This window comes from Arthrobacter oryzae (assembly GCF_003634095.1).
GTDB classification, from domain to species: Bacteria; Actinomycetota; Actinomycetes; order Actinomycetales; family Micrococcaceae; genus Arthrobacter; species Arthrobacter oryzae.
On the sequence record NZ_RBIR01000001.1, the window covers coordinates 889,023 to 905,028 of the forward strand.

Below are 16,006 nucleotides of genomic sequence, written 5' to 3' on the forward strand. Positions count from 1 at the left end.
CGTTCGCCGCGGCCGGCCACGGCCACAGTGCTACGTGCTGAGATCCCAGTGGACGCGGATTGCCTCTGCCACCGGCCCAGCGGTGACCTCGACCCGGAAAGCAACGGGCGCGGTGCCCGTCTCTTCGATCACCACGTCGTGGTAGGCGCGGCCGCACGCGGGGCACAGCGTGTAGAGATCCTCGTCCTCCGGCCACGCGGCCAGCCCCGCGGGCACAGGCTCGTTTCCGCCGATGTGAACGGGGATGCCTTGTGAGTTGGCCTGAATCAATCCCTCCTTGCTGACGGTATTGCCGCACACGCAGGTGATGGTGGTGACGTCGTGATCGATGACCTCGGCGAATTCGGTGTCCATGATGAGCTCCCCGGCGTTGGAAGAAAGCCTTCTGTTCGTAGATTACGCCTGCAGCGCCTCCGTGCCCTCCCCCCTCCTGCAGAAGGCTGATAGCGGTATTATGGCTCCTTCGGGGCCGGAACAGGGACCCGACCTCGGGCCGGAAGAAGCCGCATCGCGTCGAGCCTCGGCGGATGCTGCAGGTGCGGCGGGCCCCAACCTAAGGTGGGACAGCATTGGCGCAAGGCTCAAATTTCGGAAGTTTCGAAAAGAAGCGCGGCGTGCTTTTCGATGTGGACGGGACCTTGATCGACTCCAGCTATTTCCACGCCCTGGCGTGGTGGCAGGCGTTCCGGCGGGAGGGGCTGGACATCCAGATCTCCGCCATCCACCGCTGTGTCGGCATGGGCGGCGACAAGCTTTTAGATCACTTGGTCCCCGGCTGCACCCCGGCCATGCGGGAAGACCTGAAATCCGCGCACGGGGCCGTGTTCTCCACGTTCTGGCCTTCCCTGCGGCCCTTCGCCGCTGCCAGGGACCTCCTGGCCGCCTGCTCCGACGCGGGGCTTGCCGTGGGGTTGGCATCATCAGCGCAGGAGCGCGACCTGGACGTCACCCGCGGCCTCCTGGACGCCGGCCAGTTCATTGATGCCTGGACCAGCTCCAACGACGCCGACGAGGGCAAGCCCGCCCCCGACATCCTCCTTGCATGCCTGGAAAGGCTTAAACTCAGCCCGGCGGACGTCGTCTTCGTTGGTGATGCCGTCTGGGACATCAAGGCGGCTGCGGCGATTGGGGTTCCCGCCATTGCCCTGACCTGCGGCGGAATCAGCGAAGCCGAACTCCGGGATGCTGGCGCCGTGGAGGTGTACGACAACCCGCGGCACCTGTTGGAGAATCTGGAGAGCAGCAGCATCGCAAGGCTGGGCACCGGAGGGGTGAGGACCTGATCCCACGGCGCATGCGGCCGTGCCGCGGCTTGCGCCGCGGCACATTCGGACAGGACGTTGCCGGCAACCTCCCGCCGCCCGCCTGGTCTGGCAGGGACACCCGATCATTGCTAGCGTGGCGGAATGAGCGCGTCGAAGGCCGCCGCCGAGGTCCTGGACATTGCCGGTAACGAGGTTCGCATCTCGAGTCCGGACAAGGTGGTGTTCCCCGGGCCCGGGCTAACCAAGCTCGACTTGGTTCGCTACTACCTGGCCGTTGCGGATGGTGCGCTGCGGGGCGCGGGCGGAAGGCCCATGGTGCTCAAGCGCTTCCCGAAGGGGATCGGCGCCGAGCCTTTCTTCCAGAAACGTGTGCCTGAAAACCACCCCGACTTCATCGACACGGCAACGTTGCACTACGCATCGGGGACGTCGGCCGAAGAGGCCGTCATCCGGGATCCTGCGGGCTTGGCATGGGTGGTGAATCTTGGATGCCTGGACCTCAACCCGCACCCGGTGCGCGCCGAGGACCTCGAGCACCCCGATGAACTCCGGGTCGACCTGGACCCGATGCCGGGGGTCGACTGGCCGCAGATCGTTGACGTCGCCTATGTCGCGCGGGAGGTGCTCGACGACGTCGGACTGGTGGGGTGGCCGAAGACGAGCGGTTCGCGGGGGCTCCATATCCTGGTGCGCATCGCGCCCCAGTGGTCCTATCGCGACGTGCGGCTCGCCGCCGAGACCCTCGCCCGCGAAGTTGAGAACCGCGCTCCGGGCCTCGCCACGGCGCGGTGGTGGAAGGAGGAGCGCGGCGAGAGTGTGTTCGTTGACTTCAACCAGAACGCCAAGGACCGCACCGTGGCATCAGCGTACTCGATCCGGCCCCTGCCCGACGCCCGGGTCTCGACCCCGCTCACCTGGAACGAGGTTACCTCCACCCGGCCGGAACAATTCACGGTGCCCACGGTGCTTGAGCGCTTCGCAATGATGGGCGACCCCCACGCCGGGATCGACGAGGCGGTGGGGACACTCAACGGGCTCATCGCCTTGGCTACCGAGCTCGGTCCCGCCGAAAAGCCGCCGCGAGGGGGCGACGGTGCGGGCCACCGGCAGTCGGCGATGCCGCTTATCGAGGTGGCACGTACCAAGACCAAGCCCGAGGCGCTTGAGGCGCTAGACGAATGGAAGGCCCGGCATGCGGACCTGGTCCCGGCCCTGCATCCAGCCGACATACTCCTCGATGGAATGCGCGGATCGAGTTCACTCTGGTACCGGGTGCGGGTGAACCTTCAGCATGTCCCGGAAGATGAGCGTCCGCCGCAAGAGGATCTCATCTCTGACTACGACCCGTGGGCGGGCAAAGAGTGGCCGGGGCGCCCTGGGTCCTGACACGGTTCCGACACCGCAGGATGTCGGCTGCGGCGGTGAGCGCGGTCAGTACTCGCCTTTGATCACGAAGTAGGAGCCGCGAATAACGCCGGCCAGTTTGGATTTTTGGCGGGCGAACTTGAAGCGCGCCGCCAACTCCTCCGGAATTTCCATGCCGTCGGCGAGTTTGAATCCGACCGCTCGCTTCCCTCCGTCCTCGACGCTGTACATGACGTTGATCGCCAGCCCGGACTCGTAAAAAACGTAGGCCATCCGCAAACCGTCGACTTCGAAGGCGGTCGCTTCCAGCGGGCGGGAGCCGATGACGATGTCACGTTCTTCCCGGAGTATCGTGGTCACCCGATCGACCGCCTCCGGAACCTCGCTCGCGGGGCTCACTGTGAAGACGTGGCCGTATTTGTTCCGGTAATAGCGGGCCTCGTTGGCGCGCAGCCCGGCGAGCGCCTCGGCCACGGGAGACGATTCCAGGCCGGCAGTAGAAACGTGTTCGAAGTCAACGGTGTACGGCATGCACCCTCCAGGTAGGTCGTGTTCCGACCAATGCTAACGAAGTGTCCCCATCTTCGGAGGCTTGATCGAACATCCCCGGAGTCGCGGCTTGGGCGCGGCCGGTCCAACAGCGGAGCGACACCACGCCGTTGGGCATGTAACGCGCCAGATGCCCGCCGTCGAACTGGGTTAATGGCCGGGTCCGATGATGATCTTGTTTCGTTCGGATTCGTGCGCGCCGCCCTTCTTCGCCAGCGTGGAGCACGCCTCTTCGATGTCGCGGGCGAGCGTGTCGACGTGCTCGCGGCTCAACGTTTCCTTGACCAGGGCGCGCATGATCGTCACGTCTTGGGCGTTTGGCGGGAGTGTGTAGGCCGGAACCATCCAGCCGCGCTCGGCCGAGAGCTGCCAGGCAATGTCGAACTCGTCGTACCCGGGGTCGGAGGCGAGCCGGAACGCCACCAGGGGAAGTTGCTCCTCGTCGGCGCCGATGATCTCGAAGCGGCCCATGGCGTCCAGCTTCTCAGCCAGGACGCGGGCGTTGGTCTGCATGTTCTGCATGATGTACGTGTAACCGGCGCGGCCATAGCGCACGAAGTTGTAGTACTGGGCGAGAACCATCGACGAGCCGGTGGAGAAGTTCAGGGTGAAGGTCGAGTCGGTCTTGCCGAGGTAGTTCTCCTCGAAGACGAGATCCTTGGCGAGGTCCGCTTTCTCCCGGAAGATCAGCCAGCCGATGCCGGGATAGACCAGGCCGAACTTGTGCCCCGAGACATTGATCGAGCGGACCTGCTCGAGGCGGAAGTCCCACGCCGAGTCCGGGTAGAGGAAGGGCCAGACGAACCCCCCGCTGGCCCCGTCTACGTGCAACGGCACATCAAGGTCCCGCTCATTCTTGATCTGCACCAGCAGGTCGTTGATGCCGACGATGTCGTCTTTGTGCCCGGTGAACGTCGTCCCCAGCACGGCCGCGACGCCGATCGTGTTCTCATCGATATGGGCCTGCACGTCGTCGGGGCCGATCGTGTATTTCCCCGGCTGCAATGGCACGATCCGCGGCTCGACGTCGAAGTAACGGCAGAACTTCTCCCACACGACATGCACGTCGCCGCCGAACACCAGGTTCGGCCTCGACGTCGACGCGCCGGCGGCCTCGCGGCGCTTGCGCCAGTTCCACTTCAGGGACAGACCCCCGAGCATGATCGCCTCGGACGATCCCTGAGTGCGGGCTCCCGTCGTCTCACCGGGCGCGTGGAAGAGATCCGCGAGCATCCGGATACACCGTTGCTCGATCTCGGCCGTGCGGGGATACTCGGCGTGGTCGATGAAATTGCGGTGCAGGTTCGCGGCGATGATCTCCTGGGCCTGCGGCTCCATCCACGTGGTCACGAAGGTGGCCAGGTTCCGCGCCGGATCACCCTCCAGCGCCAAGTCCTCGGACACCAGGCGCAATGCATCCTGAGCAGGAATGCCGGTCTCCGGGAACTCCCGGCTCGGAACCTCCTGCGTGATGAACCGGTTGCCGAACAGCGCCGCCGCGGCATCCGCAGACTGCGAATTTGATGACATCACTTCTCCTATAGGGACTGGTGAAAAGCGGTTACGGGTGAGTTCCCCGGTCCGTTTGGACCGAGACGGCGGTGAATTCCGGACCCAGCATGAGAATCGCACCGGTGAGGAAGCACAGGGCTCCCACAAGTGTGCCGAGATTGGACAGTTCGGCGTTCCAGACGTCGCCGCTCGAGGGGATGACAAAGGCCGCGACCGCCGAGATGCCGAACGCAACTGAACCGGCCACGTTGATGACGGCGATCTTCCATGGCCGGGTCCTGTGCCGGCCGGGGATGGCGCCGCGGCCGGCATCCCGCAACGCCACACCGCTGGCAACGAGGAAGGCGATTGAACCCAGGGCGTCGGGTCGCCACACCCGCTGGTCGGTCAGCGCCGCGCTGAGATTATCCCGCACGGCGTTTCCGGTACTCCAGTTGAACCACAGTGTGCCGGCAAGTTGAACGGCGGCAGCGAGCCAGACGAGATTCCGCGGCGCCCAGACCCAAAGCGAGTGGCGCGCCGTGGCACGCACGGCCGGAAGCGCGTCAGCGGCTTCGCGGTACTGCAGGAATGCCGCAGAGGTGAAGAACAGCGAACCGACGAAGAATGTGGCGGCACACCAGCGCAATCCCACGGCCTCGGAGTATGACGGCACCGCCCCCAAAGCGAACAGACTCGAGCCAATGATGAACAACCATGCGATCCACCGGTCCCGTGTGGTCGAACGGCGCGCGCTCGAGATCTCAGTCATGGTCGGCCCCAGAGGAAGCCCGATGTTGGACGCTGCCTGGATCGTCAGGCGCCGCGGGCGCCCTGGGGCCCGGGACCGGGAGCACATTGATGATCACGAAGGACACCGCCACAGCCACCACCACCTGGGGTGTTACTGCCACACCGTCCACTCCGAGCAGCAGTGTGGCCAGCAGCGTCGACGTCAACGGCAGCCGCAGCATGGCCGCGCACATGGCTCCCATGCCCATGCCGATCGCTGCCGCGAGATCCATTCCGGGCAGCGCGCTCGCCGCAATACCCATCGCCGCACCGATGAACATCGACGGGAACACCGGCCCGCCGCGAAATGCGCTCAGCGACAGCCCGTAGACCAAGGTCTTGCAAACGATCAGCAGGACCAGCACAGGAAGCGAGTAGTCCGCGGCGTGTTCGACCAGCTGCGGAAGGCCGTCCTGCCCCGAGAACAACACCTGAGTGAAGCTGTTCCCGGAAATCAACTGGTAAATCATCGCGGTAAGGCCGATCAGCAAGCCAAGCGCAGACGTCACCAACACCCGATTCAGATGCACTACCGGACGAAGCGACAGCGCTACCCAGCGGATCAGCCACGCCAACAGCGCGCCGACCGCGCCCATGAGGACGGCCCACCCCATCGAAGCCAACGTCGGCGCCATCGCGGGCGGCACCACGGGGAGCGCCAGCGAGAAGCTGCCCAACCCGGTCCAGCCGTCCAAGCCGACGAACACCAGCGCCCCGACGCCGGAAGCGATCAGTCCCGGCAGGGCCACCAGGCTCAGCGTCAATCCACCGATCCCGGCGGCCTCCATGATGAGGAATGCACCAAGCACGGGAGACCCGAGCAGGGTACTGATCGCTGCGAAGCTGCCAGCCGACGCCATGATTGTCAGGGCCATCGGCGGAGCGTCCTTTTTCACTAGGTGCACCGCCAGCGCCCCGAGCCCGCCACCGATCGCGATCAGCGGCCCCTCGGGCCCCAGCGCCGCCCCCAGGCTGAGCGTGGTCAGCGCCGCGAGAATAATGCCCACGAGCTCCCGACCGCTGGGCGGACCGCCGCCCGTCTTGAATCCGAAGGCTGGTGAGTGGCCCCCGGTTCCCGGCAGATACCGGATGGTCAACGCCGTCAACAGCCCACACAGCACCAACCACGGAATCGGCCACCATGCAGGTGCAGGACCCCCGAGGACTTGATTCGGCAGCCCGTCGAAGACGTACTGCTGGACCGTCGCCACCAAAGCAAGAAAACCGTACGCAATGGCCGAGATGGGAACGCCCAGAACCGCCGCCAGCACGAGCGCAGCGATGTACGGCCTGGAACGGATCACTACGAGCGGATCGATGCCGGGCGCCGACGCGGCAGGCTGGCTCATCCCCGGCAACCCAGCACGCCAGTGACGATCCGGGCCACGGGTTCGTTGCGCCCGTGGTTACAGGTGAGCATCCTTCTCCTTCCGCTGCCGTCCGCGAGACGGCAGGAGCCTCTAGTGAGGTCTCAGAGGCGATAGAGGCTGGTCAATCACATGTTCCCCAAGCTAACGCTTCGGTCGGGTGCAGTCTTCACCCAATGCGGGTGAAAGAGGAGAGGAACACCGACGTCCGTCGCGGACATGGAAGGAGTGCACCCCCGGCGGGGCCGCGTCGAGGTCGAGCGGGGACAGCGTCGAGGCGTCCCGGCAGGCGGGGACCCCACGAGCGAGGGGCTTCAGTTACCCGGGACTTCTGCACCGCTGAGGGTGCGCAGTGCGGCACGGAGCCTGGTGTCGGCGTCGTTGGCGACGTCCCGGACGGCCGCGCTGTCGCTGAGCTTAACCATGGTCTGCGGGTCGATGGCCTCGATGGTTGTCTCGGCAGCGCCCTTGCCGCGGCGCACTAAGACGTTGCAGGGCAGCAGCGCGCCCATCGCCGGTTCCGCGGCGAGGGCCCGGCTGGCCAACCCGGGGTTGCAGGCGCCCAGGATTATGTAGTCGCCGAGGTCCTCGGCGGCATCGGCGCCGAGCTTGGCCTCAAAAGTTGCCCGTACGTCGATCTCCGAGAGGATCCCGAACCCCTGCCCGGCGAGGGCTTCGCGGGTGGACTGCACCGCTTCTTCCCAGCCCAGCGGGACGGTGACGATATGCGTGTAGCTCATGACTGCTCCTGCGCTAATAGTGGGGAGATCAGGCAAGGGACAGGAAGAGTTTTTCCAGGTCCTTAGTGTCCATGCTCGCATCCCCGCGGACAAGGCACTGCTCGAGGCCGCTCGCGATGATGGCGAAGCCCGCCCGGTCCAGGGCCTTCGAGACAGCGGCGAGCTGGGTGACGATGTCCTTGCAGTCCTTCCCCTCCTCCAGCATGCGCGTCACGCCGGCGAGCTGCCCCTGGGCGCGCTTGAGCCGGTTGATGATGGGGGTGAGTTCTGTCGAATCAAGTTCCATGGCGGACTCCAACGGTGGGCGGGACTTTGCCAATTATATACCCCGGCGGGTATAACGGCGAGTAGGCGTATGGCGGCATCCGGGCCGCCATGGTCCGCTTGCAGGATACCCCCGGGGGTATTATCGTTGTGAGTAGACCAACGGAGAATCCCCAGCCGAGGGAACTCCCCCGCCCAGCGAAAAGAGAGCCTCATGCTTATCGAGCGCATTTATGACGAAGACCTCGCCCAGGCCAGCTATTTCATTGGCTGCCAGGCAAAGGGTGAGGCGGTCGTCGTTGACCCCCGCCGCGATATCGACGTCTATCGCACCATGGCCGCGGCCAACGGGATGAAGATCGTGGCCGTCACCGAGACCCACATCCACGCGGATTTCCTCTCCGGCACCCGTGAACTGGCCGCCGCGACCGGCGCCACCGCCTACGTTTCCGGCGAGGGCGGGGCCGACTGGCAGTACGGCTTCGAGGCCGAGCGGCTCAACGACAACGACGTGATCACCCTGGGCAACATCACCGTCAAGGCGGTGCACACCCCGGGCCACACCCCCGAACACCTGTCCTTCCTGATCACCGACGGCGCGTTCGCCGACGCCCCCGGCTACCTGCTCTCCGGTGACTTCGTCTTCTCCGGCGACCTGGGCCGACCGGACCTGCTGGACGAGGCCGCCGGCGGCGTCGACACCCGGTTCGCCGGCGCCAAACAGCTCTTCGCGAGCCTACGCGACAAGTTCCTGACCCTGCCGGACCACGTCCAGGTCCACCCAGGCCACGGCGCCGGCAGCGCCTGCGGCAAGGCCCTGGGCGCGATCCCCTCCTCCACGGTCGGCTACGAGCGGCTCTACTCCTGGTGGGGCCCGTACTTGGCCGCCAACGACGAGGCCGGTTTCGTCGCCGAGCTCCTCGACGGCCAGCCCGACGCCCACGCCTACTTCGGCCGGATGAAACGCGAAAACCGCGAAGGGCCGGCCGTCATGGGCGAACGCGCCCCGCTGGCGGAGATCCCCACCGCCGACGTCGTGGCCGGGCTCGCCGCGGACACCGTGACGTTCGTGGACACCCGCCCCAACACCGAAGTCCATGCGGGCACCGTCACCGGATCCCTGAACATCCCCGCCGGCAAATCCACCGCTAGCTTCGGCGCCTGGGTGGTCAACCCGGAAACGGACAAAAACCCGCTGGTGCTCCTCGCCCCGGACCAGGCCTCCGCCCAGGACATGTGGGACCACCTGGTCCGGGTCGGCATCGACCAGGTCGCCGGCTACGTCACCAGCCTCGAAGGACTGCCCGTCAGCGTCCCCAAGCTGATCCAGCCCGAAGAACTCGAAGGCTTCGACGCCGCCATGGTCCTGGATGTCCGCAACCGGACCGAACACGCCGCCGGGCACATCCCGGGCTCCTACCAGCTCAGCGGCGGCCGGGTGATGTGGAACCTTGACCAACTCCCGGCCGAGGGCACGATCGTGAGTTATTGCCAGAGCGGGGTCCGCAACTCCGTCGCGGCCAGCGCCCTGCGCCGGGCCGGGTACGACGTCGTCGAACTCGACGGCAGCTACGCCGGATGGGCCGCCTGGCAACAGGCACGGGAATCTGTTGCCAGCAACTGAGCGAGGCAACACCTGAAGTAATTGAATAACAGAGTTGGCGGCGGCCGGGACACCCGGCCGCCGCCAACGCACTTCCCGGAGAACTGGAGATCACAGATGACGCCCGACAGCACCCCGTCACGGCAAGCCCGCACAGTCCCGCCGTCACGCCTACAGCCGAGCAACGTCACGCTGGGCCTGCATCAGAACCTGGCACAGTTCATACTCCTGGTCGCCGTCAACGCCCTCGTCGGCGGCACCCTTGGCCAGGAACGCACCGTCGTGCCCCTGCTGGCGGACCAGGTCTTCCACCTGGACCGCTACACCTCCGCCCTGACCTACATCCTGGCCTTCGGACTCGCCAAGGCCGCCACCAATTACTTCGCCGGCACCCTCTCGGACCGCTTCGGCCGAAAGCCCGTCCTCGTGACCGGCTGGCTCATCGCCGTCCCCGTCCCGCTTCTGCTGATCTTCGGCCCCTCCTGGGACTGGATCGTCGCCGCCAACGTCATCCTCGGCATCAGCCAAGGCCTCACTTGGTCCACCACCGTGGTCATGAAGATGGACCTCGTCGGCCCGTCCCGCCGCGGCCTGGCCATGGGCCTCAACGAGGCCGCCGGCTACCTTGGCGTCGCCGCCACCGCCCTCGCCACCGGCTACATCGCCGCGACCTACGGCCTAAGGCCCGGGCCCTTCCTGCTCGGCGCCGCCTACATCGCGTTGGGCCTGGGACTGTCGGTGTTCGCCGTGAAGGAAACCCGGGGCCATGCCCGGCTCGAGGCGGCCAGCCACACGGCGGCCCATGCCGGCGCCCACGGGGAACTGAGCAACCGCGAAATCTTTACCCTAACCAGCTTCCGGGACAAGTCACTGTCGTCGGTCAGCCAGGCCGGCATGGTCAACAACCTCAACGACGGCCTCGCCTGGGGCCTGTTTCCGCTCCTGTTTGCCGCCGCGGGACTAAGCATTGGACAGATCGGGATCCTGGCCGCCGTCTACCCCGCCGTCTGGGGCGCAGGCCAGCTCGTCACCGGAGCGCTCTCGGACCGAATCGGGCGCAAACCCCTGATTGTCGGGGGCATGCTCATCCAGGCCGCAGCGCTGGGGATGGTCGCGTTCGGCACCGGTTTCGGGCTCTGGCTTGCCGCCGCCATCCTGCTGGGCGCCGGAACCGCAATGGTTTACCCGACCCTACTCGCCGCCATCGGCGACGTCGCACACCCCCAGTGGCGGGCACGCTCAGTGGGCATCTACCGGCTCTGGCGCGACGGCGGATTCGCCGTCGGCGCCCTGCTCGCCGGCATTCTCGCGGACGCCTACGGCATCCCGGTGGCTGTCGCCGTCGTCGGCGCCCTCACCGCGTTGTCCGGCGTCCTCGTTGCCGTCCGGATGCGCGGCACGGACCACAAACCCGCGCACTAAGAAACCGTGCGCAGGCCGGGCGATGCCGGCATGGGGCCTCCCGCTGCGCCCCTCCGGGGACAAGCAGTGCGGAGCAAGTATGTTGAGGAGCAGTAAAGCGCCGGAGGACATGTCCTCCGGCGCTTTACTGTATTCCGATTTCGATTCCGATTGCGGCGGCCCTCAGGAGACGAGAGCCTGCACTGCAACGTACGCAGCGATCCCCAGCACCAGAATTCCAAAGCCGCGCTTGAGCGCCTTGTCCGGGATCCGGGTGCCGATCCGCCCTGCCGCCAGCGAGGCGACCATCGCGGCAACAGCGAACCCTGCCGTGACGGCCCAGTCGATCTGCAGATCACCCAGGTGCGCCGCAAAGCCGGCGGCCGAGTTGATCACGATGATCACCAGGGACGTACCGACCGTCAGCGCCATGGGGAGCCCCAGAACCAGCGTGAGCGCCGGGACGATCAGGAAGCCGCCCCCGACGCCGAGCAGACCGGTCAGGAACCCGACGACGGCGCCGGTGGCGACCGCTCTGGGCAGGCAGCTGCGCCAGTTGACGCCGCCGCCAGGCAGCGCGCAGGCGCCGCCCAAGGATGTCGACGGCATCAGCATCCGGATGCCGGCGAAGACCATGATTGCGGCAAAGGCCAGGAGCAGGCTGTTCGGGTCCAGGAGCCGGTTCACCGCCGCGCCGAGGTAGGCGGTCACGGTCCCCGCCGCGCCGATGATCAGCGCCAGTCGCCAGTTCACGCCGTTCCGCAGCCGGGGCACCACCGCGACGGCGGAAGACGCGCCGACGACGACCAGCGAGGTCGGAATCGCCGCGGCCAGGGGCAGCCCCACGCCGTAGACCAGGGCGGGGACGGCGAGGATGGATCCGCCACCTCCCACCAGGCCCAGCAGGCCGCCGACGAGCAGACCGAACGCCGACGCGGTGAGGATCATGCCCTGGCGTCCAGGTTCTGCAGGGCCTGGTGCGCGGTGGGCTCGCTCGCGGAGCGGTTCCACGGCATCTTGGAAAGCACCTGACCCATGGCGCAGCTGTTGGTGGCCGCGGAGAATGTCAGGCCCGCGCCGATGCCGCCGGCAATCAGTCCGAGTTTGGGCGAGACGAATTTCGCCGCGACGATGCTGGCGAGCACCAGGGATCCGGCGGTCATCCGGACCTGGCGCTCCAGGGCCCAGGCGCCACGGCCGCGGACAACGTTCCCGCCCGCGGCGGCGTAGGCGGGGACTCCCCCGGTCAGCACGCTGGCACTGGCCAGGCCGACGGAATCCAGGCGCTTGCGGGCCTGCTCGGCCCGGTTACCGGACTGGCAGACGAGGACCACGCGGGTGCCCATCTTTGCCGCAAATTCTTCCGCATGTTCGCTGAGCATGGACAGCGGCACATGGTAGGAGCCGTTGATGTGCAGGGCATCGAACTCTGCGCCGCTGCGCACATCAATGATCATCAGATCGTCGTGGTTGTCTTCCCAAGCCTTCAGGGTCGAGGCATCGATGGACTTGGGGGCGGAACCAACGGCATTGGTCGTGTTCAAGGAGGTCATAATCTCTTTCGGTATATCTTGGAGCATTTTTGGTGGCGGCCCGCGACTGCGGCCGGCCGCCCTCCACCGACCGGATCGCCGCGTCAGCGACAGGGCCGGCAGGTGGAAGCCCGGGCGGCATGAGGGGGGACATGCCGCCCGGGCAGTCCGGTGGGGTCAGCCGGCGGGGAGCCCCGCGGCTGTCCAATCAAGCATTCCGCCGGGGACGGTGTAGGCCGTAAAGCCTGCGGCTGCCAGCTGGTCAGCGGCTGCCGCACTCCGGCGCCCGCTGCGACACACGGCGATGACTGGACGGGACTTGTCAAGGTCGCCGAGACGGCCAGCCAGTTCGCCAAGGGCGATGTGCGTCGCACCGGGGATCATGCCTTCGGCAACTTCAGCTGCTTCGCGGACATCCACAATCTGGGCATCGCTGCCGCTCCTGAGCTGTTCCGCGAGCTGCTGCGGGGTGATTTCCATGGGCTGGACCTCTCGGTGGGCGTACTGATGATGGACACCGCCGGCCCAAGCCCCTTCATGGCGCCCGGGAGCCCGCGCGGCGTGCTTCCACTTCCATCATGATACCCCCGGGGGTATTTCGCAACTCGGAGCAGATGGGAGGATGGGCGCATGGAACTGCACATCACAGGCGACCCCGCCGCCGACCAGCTGCTCAGCAACGACGCGTTCGCCCTTCTAGTAGGCATGCTGCTTGACCAGCAGGTGACCATGGAGTCTGCGTTTGCCGGACCCGAAAAGATCCGGACGCGCGTCGGGTCCATGGCCCCTGCCGTAATCGCCGACTTTGACCCGGCAGGTTTCGTTGAGATCTTCAAGGAGCGCCCGTCCGTCCATCGCTTCCCTAGCTCCATGGCCGGCCGCGTCCAGGACCTCGCCGCGACCGTGCAACGGGATTGGAATGGGGACGCAACTGCCATCTGGAACCAGGACGCACCGGACGGTCAGGAAGTGCTGCGCAGGCTGAAGGAATTGCCCGGCTTCGGGGAGCAAAAGGCGAAGATCTTCCTCGCACTGCTCGGCAAGCAGTGCGGGCTCCAGGCCAAAGGGTGGCGTGAGGCTGCTGGCCCCTATGGCCAGGAGAGTGCGTTTCTTTCTGTCGCCGACATCGTCGATCCCGAGTCGCTGCAAAGGGTTCGCGCCAGCAAGCAGGCCGCGAAGGCCGCCATCAAAGCGGCGAAGGCATCCGAGCGCTGACACGAATGGCAGGATCCAGGACATTCCGATGAACTATTTCAGGCGGGCGGCTCCACAGGTGTCGGTTACCGACGCTGCGGGTGCCTATTCCGGGCCGCGGATATCGAGCTGGGGATCTTCGGGTTCGGCTTCCGACGCTACCCGGTTTGTGGGCCGCTTCGGCGGGATCTGTGGCGTCACCAGCCTGCGGGTTCCGCTCCAAAGTGCCGGCGGTGCGTCGATGAGGTAGGCCAGCCGGTAGGCAACGCCCTCATAGTTAAGCCTCCACCCGCGGAAGTGCGGCCACGCCTGTTCCGCTGAATGTTCCACCGGGTATCCGACCGACTTCAGCATCTTCACGGCCTCCTGGAATTCGGCAAACGTCAGCTCGGTCTTCGCGTCCGGATCCACGTCCTCCACGACTGGAATGGACAGCGCATGCGCGATCTGGTTCAGGCAGGAAAATCCCATCCGCAGGAGCAGCCGCGCCCTCAGGGTCGGCGCGGTGCCGGGGCTAAGGGAGAGCTGCAGGGCGGCACTGTCCATGACGCTGAGCAGCGCGATCAGCCAGTTCGACTCCGGCAGCGGCGACCGGAGGGTACAGAGAGTCAGATAGGTGCTGTGGGACTCGGCAACGTCAGCCGCCCACCGCTCCCAGGTGCCGTAAAGGGTGCCCAGCTCTGCTGTGCTGTCCACGGTTGAGAGTCCGAAACGGGTCCGGACAAGGAGCTCCGGGCCCCATGCCGGGGAACCGGCCCGTGAAACGAGAAGCGTAACTTCGGATTCCCGTCGGTTGAACGCTGCGTACAAAGTCGGCAGATACCCGATCTGGAGCGCAATGACTACCAGGCCGGTAAACGCCGCTGAGTACACCAACAACGTATTTCCCAACTCATCCGGGGGCGCGTAGCCGAGCGTGAATAGCGCCGAACCCGCTTCGCTGAAGGCCCGGCCCGGTTGACCCTGGACAAAGGGAAGAAGCATCAGGGCGAAAGAGAGGTAAAACAACATCATCCACATGCCGAGCCTGATGAACAAGGACATCGGCGCCTGCCAGGCAAGGAGCCTATCCAGCCGCCGATAAGTCCGTATTGGACGACGAGCCAGACTGAAGACCCCTTTGGCTGCCAGGGCCGCGCCGGCGGAGAGCCTGTCCTTGTGCTGCCGCGGCACGATCAGAGCGCCGATAACACTCGTCCAGGTCCAGACCAGAATGAGCACACCGGCCGAAAAGCCCACCCACCTAACCACTTCAGCCATGCGATTCCTCACCGATGCTTCACGCACGTCGTGCCAACTACGGGCCCGGACAATCACCGGAGGCCCGGTCCTACCGTACGGGTTCTTGCCGATCTCGGTGCGGACCCGGGCCATGGCAACACATGACCACCGTGATCACCATCCGCCCACCGGTGGACCCCGGTAACTTTGAATGCGGTCATCAGCGGCTTACACCCCCGGCGGCAGTACCAAGCGTGTTCTAGTGTCCGTATTTTGGGATAGAAATCTCAGCATACGGCCAAATGCTTTAGGCTCAGATCCATGAGCAGCGGCGACCCGAACATGCAGCCCTTTGTCGATTGGACCTGGTGTGACGGCCACGCCGGGCGATTCGTTCTCGTGGATGCCCGCTGGTATCTGGACGGCTCCTCAGGAAGGGACGCTTACGATGCCGGCCATATCCCGGACGCGGTCTTCGTCGACATGGATAAGTGGCTTTCCGGGCCGGCGTCGAAGGATGCCGGGAGGAATCCGCTGCCCGATCCTGGAGTGTTTGCCCAAGGGATGCGCGAGGCCGGCATAAATGACTCTGACACCGTGATCGCCTATGACGACGCCGGCGGAGTCATTGCCGCCCGAATTGTGTGGATGCTGAGGTCCTTGGGTCGCAGCGCCGCGGTCCTGAACGGGGGCATCGCCAGCTATCCGGGAAAACTTTCTAAGAGGGTTCCGGATAGACGGGAAGGTAACTTCTCCGCCCATGCCTGGCCTGAGTTCCTGCTGGCCGATATCTCGGAGGCATCGTCTGATAAAAACATGGTCATGGACGCGAGGAATCGTGACCGCTTCGAGGGTCACCAAGATCCTGTTGACCCCCGCCCGGGGCACATTCCCGGCGCCGTGAATGTCCCCTGCCGCGAGAACCTCGACTCCACGGGGACCCTGATCCCCGAGGTGGAGCTCCGCGAGAAATTCGCCCGCGCCGGCATAGTCTCCACCGAGAACACGATTGCCTATTGCGGATCCGGCGTGACCGCCTGCCACAACCTGCTGGTCCTGGAGCACCTGGGACTGGGCAAAGGCAGGCTATTCGTCGGCGGCTGGTCCCAATATGGGCACGCCACGAGCAGGCCTGTCGAAACTGCCCAACCCCTCCCGGGGCAGTCTCCCCTGCGCCGCTCGTAGAGGGTTCGACTGCACAGCAATCCCACAGGCGATCCAC

17 protein-coding genes are annotated in these 16,006 nt (G+C 66.0%); 6 read left to right on the plus strand and 11 right to left on the minus strand.

Features of this window, described 5'->3' with window-relative positions:
- Positions 1-30: 30 nt before the first annotated feature.
- A complete protein-coding gene (locus C8D78_RS04150) occupies positions 31-354 on the minus strand; it encodes a hypothetical protein (protein WP_120950563.1) in 324 nt (107 codons plus the stop codon).
- A gap of 260 nt (positions 355-614) precedes the next feature.
- On the opposite strand from C8D78_RS04150, the gene C8D78_RS04155 reads away from it, so the two are divergent.
- Positions 615-1,283: an HAD family hydrolase gene (locus C8D78_RS04155; protein ID WP_244208232.1), complete on the plus strand. Its 669-nt coding sequence runs from the start codon at positions 615-617 to the stop codon at positions 1,281-1,283.
- A 123-nt stretch (positions 1,284-1,406) separates the two neighbouring features.
- A complete protein-coding gene (gene ligD / locus C8D78_RS04160; RefSeq protein ID WP_120950565.1) occupies positions 1,407-2,651 on the plus strand; it encodes a non-homologous end-joining DNA ligase in 1,245 nt (414 codons plus the stop codon).
- Positions 2,652-2,696: 45 nt separating this feature from the next.
- On the opposite strand, the gene C8D78_RS04165 is transcribed toward ligD, so the two are convergent.
- The 6 genes from C8D78_RS04165 to C8D78_RS04190 all read right to left on the minus strand — a co-directional run bounded on the left by C8D78_RS04165 (position 2,697) and on the right by C8D78_RS04190 (position 7,855).
- On the minus strand, positions 2,697-3,161 hold the full coding sequence (locus C8D78_RS04165; protein WP_120950566.1) for a phage tail protein: 465 nt from the start codon (positions 3,159-3,161) through the stop codon (positions 2,697-2,699).
- A gap of 168 nt (positions 3,162-3,329) precedes the next feature.
- Positions 3,330-4,709, minus strand: a complete 1,380-nt coding sequence (gene gad, locus C8D78_RS04170; protein ID WP_120950567.1) for a glutamate decarboxylase — start codon at positions 4,707-4,709, stop codon at positions 3,330-3,332.
- A gap of 31 nt (positions 4,710-4,740) precedes the next feature.
- The gene (locus C8D78_RS04175) at positions 4,741-5,442 is read right to left on the minus strand and encodes a YrhK family protein (RefSeq protein ID WP_120950568.1); all 702 of its coding nucleotides are present in this window, start codon (positions 5,440-5,442) and stop codon (positions 4,741-4,743) included.
- Complete coding sequence (locus C8D78_RS04180) at positions 5,435-6,811, minus strand: chloride channel protein (RefSeq protein WP_120950569.1); 1,377 nt, start codon at positions 6,809-6,811, stop codon at positions 5,435-5,437. The genes C8D78_RS04175 and C8D78_RS04180 overlap by 8 nt, the downstream gene beginning before the upstream one ends.
- A gap of 332 nt (positions 6,812-7,143) precedes the next feature.
- On the minus strand, positions 7,144-7,569 hold the full coding sequence (locus C8D78_RS04185) for a DUF302 domain-containing protein (protein WP_120950570.1): 426 nt from the start codon (positions 7,567-7,569) through the stop codon (positions 7,144-7,146).
- 28 nt (positions 7,570-7,597) lie between these two features.
- A complete protein-coding gene (locus tag C8D78_RS04190; protein ID WP_120950571.1) occupies positions 7,598-7,855 on the minus strand; it encodes a metal-sensitive transcriptional regulator in 258 nt (85 codons plus the stop codon).
- A 192-nt stretch (positions 7,856-8,047) separates the two neighbouring features.
- On the opposite strand from C8D78_RS04190, the gene C8D78_RS04195 reads away from it, so the two are divergent.
- Both C8D78_RS04195 and C8D78_RS04200 read left to right on the plus strand, forming a co-directional pair.
- Positions 8,048-9,457: an MBL fold metallo-hydrolase gene (locus C8D78_RS04195; protein ID WP_120950572.1), complete on the plus strand. Its 1,410-nt coding sequence runs from the start codon at positions 8,048-8,050 to the stop codon at positions 9,455-9,457.
- 96 nt (positions 9,458-9,553) lie between these two features.
- Positions 9,554-10,858, plus strand: coding sequence for an MFS transporter (locus C8D78_RS04200; RefSeq protein WP_244208233.1), 1,305 nt, complete (start codon positions 9,554-9,556; stop codon positions 10,856-10,858).
- Positions 10,859-11,020: 162 nt separating this feature from the next.
- On the opposite strand, the gene C8D78_RS04205 is transcribed toward C8D78_RS04200, so the two are convergent.
- The 3 genes from C8D78_RS04205 to C8D78_RS04215 all read right to left on the minus strand — a co-directional run bounded on the left by C8D78_RS04205 (position 11,021) and on the right by C8D78_RS04215 (position 12,849).
- The gene (locus C8D78_RS04205; protein WP_120950573.1) at positions 11,021-11,785 is read right to left on the minus strand and encodes a sulfite exporter TauE/SafE family protein; all 765 of its coding nucleotides are present in this window, start codon (positions 11,783-11,785) and stop codon (positions 11,021-11,023) included.
- Entirely contained in the window at positions 11,782-12,390 is a 609-nt protein-coding gene (locus C8D78_RS04210) for a rhodanese-like domain-containing protein (protein WP_120950574.1), read from the minus strand. Before C8D78_RS04210 ends, C8D78_RS04205 begins: the two co-directional genes overlap by 4 nt.
- Positions 12,391-12,546: 156 nt before the next feature.
- The gene (locus C8D78_RS04215) at positions 12,547-12,849 is read right to left on the minus strand and encodes a rhodanese-like domain-containing protein (RefSeq protein ID WP_120950575.1); all 303 of its coding nucleotides are present in this window, start codon (positions 12,847-12,849) and stop codon (positions 12,547-12,549) included.
- Positions 12,850-12,999: 150 nt separating this feature from the next.
- Between C8D78_RS04215 and C8D78_RS04220 the strand changes: the two genes are divergently transcribed.
- Positions 13,000-13,584, plus strand: a complete 585-nt coding sequence (locus tag C8D78_RS04220) for an HhH-GPD-type base excision DNA repair protein (protein ID WP_120950576.1) — start codon at positions 13,000-13,002, stop codon at positions 13,582-13,584.
- An 84-nt stretch (positions 13,585-13,668) separates the two neighbouring features.
- On the opposite strand, the gene C8D78_RS04225 is transcribed toward C8D78_RS04220, so the two are convergent.
- Entirely contained in the window at positions 13,669-14,823 is a 1,155-nt protein-coding gene (locus C8D78_RS04225; protein WP_120950577.1) for a hypothetical protein, read from the minus strand.
- 282 nt (positions 14,824-15,105) lie between these two features.
- Here C8D78_RS04225 and C8D78_RS04230 point away from each other — a divergent pair, with 282 nt between their 5' ends.
- A complete protein-coding gene (locus C8D78_RS04230) occupies positions 15,106-15,969 on the plus strand; it encodes a sulfurtransferase (protein WP_120950578.1) in 864 nt (287 codons plus the stop codon).
- Positions 15,970-16,006: the final 37 nt, after the last annotated feature.

Excerpts from the sequence above, each read along its gene's own strand:
- C8D78_RS04150 (WP_120950563.1), bottom strand. The coding sequence starts at position 354 with ATGGACACCGAATTCGCCGAGGTCATCGATCACGACGTCACCACCATC.
- C8D78_RS04185 (WP_120950570.1), bottom strand. The coding sequence starts at position 7,569 with ATGAGCTACACGCATATCGTCACCGTCCCGCTGGGCTGGGAAGAAGCG.
- gad (WP_120950567.1), bottom strand. The coding sequence starts at position 4,709 with ATGTCATCAAATTCGCAGTCTGCGGATGCCGCGGCGGCGCTGTTCGGC.
- C8D78_RS04180 (WP_120950569.1), bottom strand. The coding sequence starts at position 6,811 with ATGAGCCAGCCTGCCGCGTCGGCGCCCGGCATCGATCCGCTCGTAGTG.
- C8D78_RS04205 (WP_120950573.1), bottom strand. The coding sequence starts at position 11,785 with ATGATCCTCACCGCGTCGGCGTTCGGTCTGCTCGTCGGCGGCCTGCTG.
- C8D78_RS04190 (WP_120950571.1), bottom strand. The coding sequence starts at position 7,855 with ATGGAACTTGATTCGACAGAACTCACCCCCATCATCAACCGGCTCAAG.
- C8D78_RS04215 (WP_120950575.1), bottom strand. The coding sequence starts at position 12,849 with ATGGAAATCACCCCGCAGCAGCTCGCGGAACAGCTCAGGAGCGGCAGC.
- C8D78_RS04195 (WP_120950572.1), top strand. The coding sequence starts at position 8,048 with ATGCTTATCGAGCGCATTTATGACGAAGACCTCGCCCAGGCCAGCTAT.
- C8D78_RS04200 (WP_244208233.1), top strand. The coding sequence starts at position 9,554 with ATGACGCCCGACAGCACCCCGTCACGGCAAGCCCGCACAGTCCCGCCG.
- ligD (WP_120950565.1), top strand. The coding sequence starts at position 1,407 with ATGAGCGCGTCGAAGGCCGCCGCCGAGGTCCTGGACATTGCCGGTAAC.
- C8D78_RS04230 (WP_120950578.1), top strand. The coding sequence starts at position 15,106 with ATGAGCAGCGGCGACCCGAACATGCAGCCCTTTGTCGATTGGACCTGG.
- C8D78_RS04220 (WP_120950576.1), top strand. The coding sequence starts at position 13,000 with ATGGAACTGCACATCACAGGCGACCCCGCCGCCGACCAGCTGCTCAGC.
- C8D78_RS04175 (WP_120950568.1), bottom strand. The coding sequence starts at position 5,442 with ATGACTGAGATCTCGAGCGCGCGCCGTTCGACCACACGGGACCGGTGG.
- C8D78_RS04165 (WP_120950566.1), bottom strand. The coding sequence starts at position 3,161 with ATGCCGTACACCGTTGACTTCGAACACGTTTCTACTGCCGGCCTGGAA.
- C8D78_RS04210 (WP_120950574.1), bottom strand. The coding sequence starts at position 12,390 with ATGACCTCCTTGAACACGACCAATGCCGTTGGTTCCGCCCCCAAGTCC.
- C8D78_RS04225 (WP_120950577.1), bottom strand. The coding sequence starts at position 14,823 with ATGGCTGAAGTGGTTAGGTGGGTGGGCTTTTCGGCCGGTGTGCTCATT.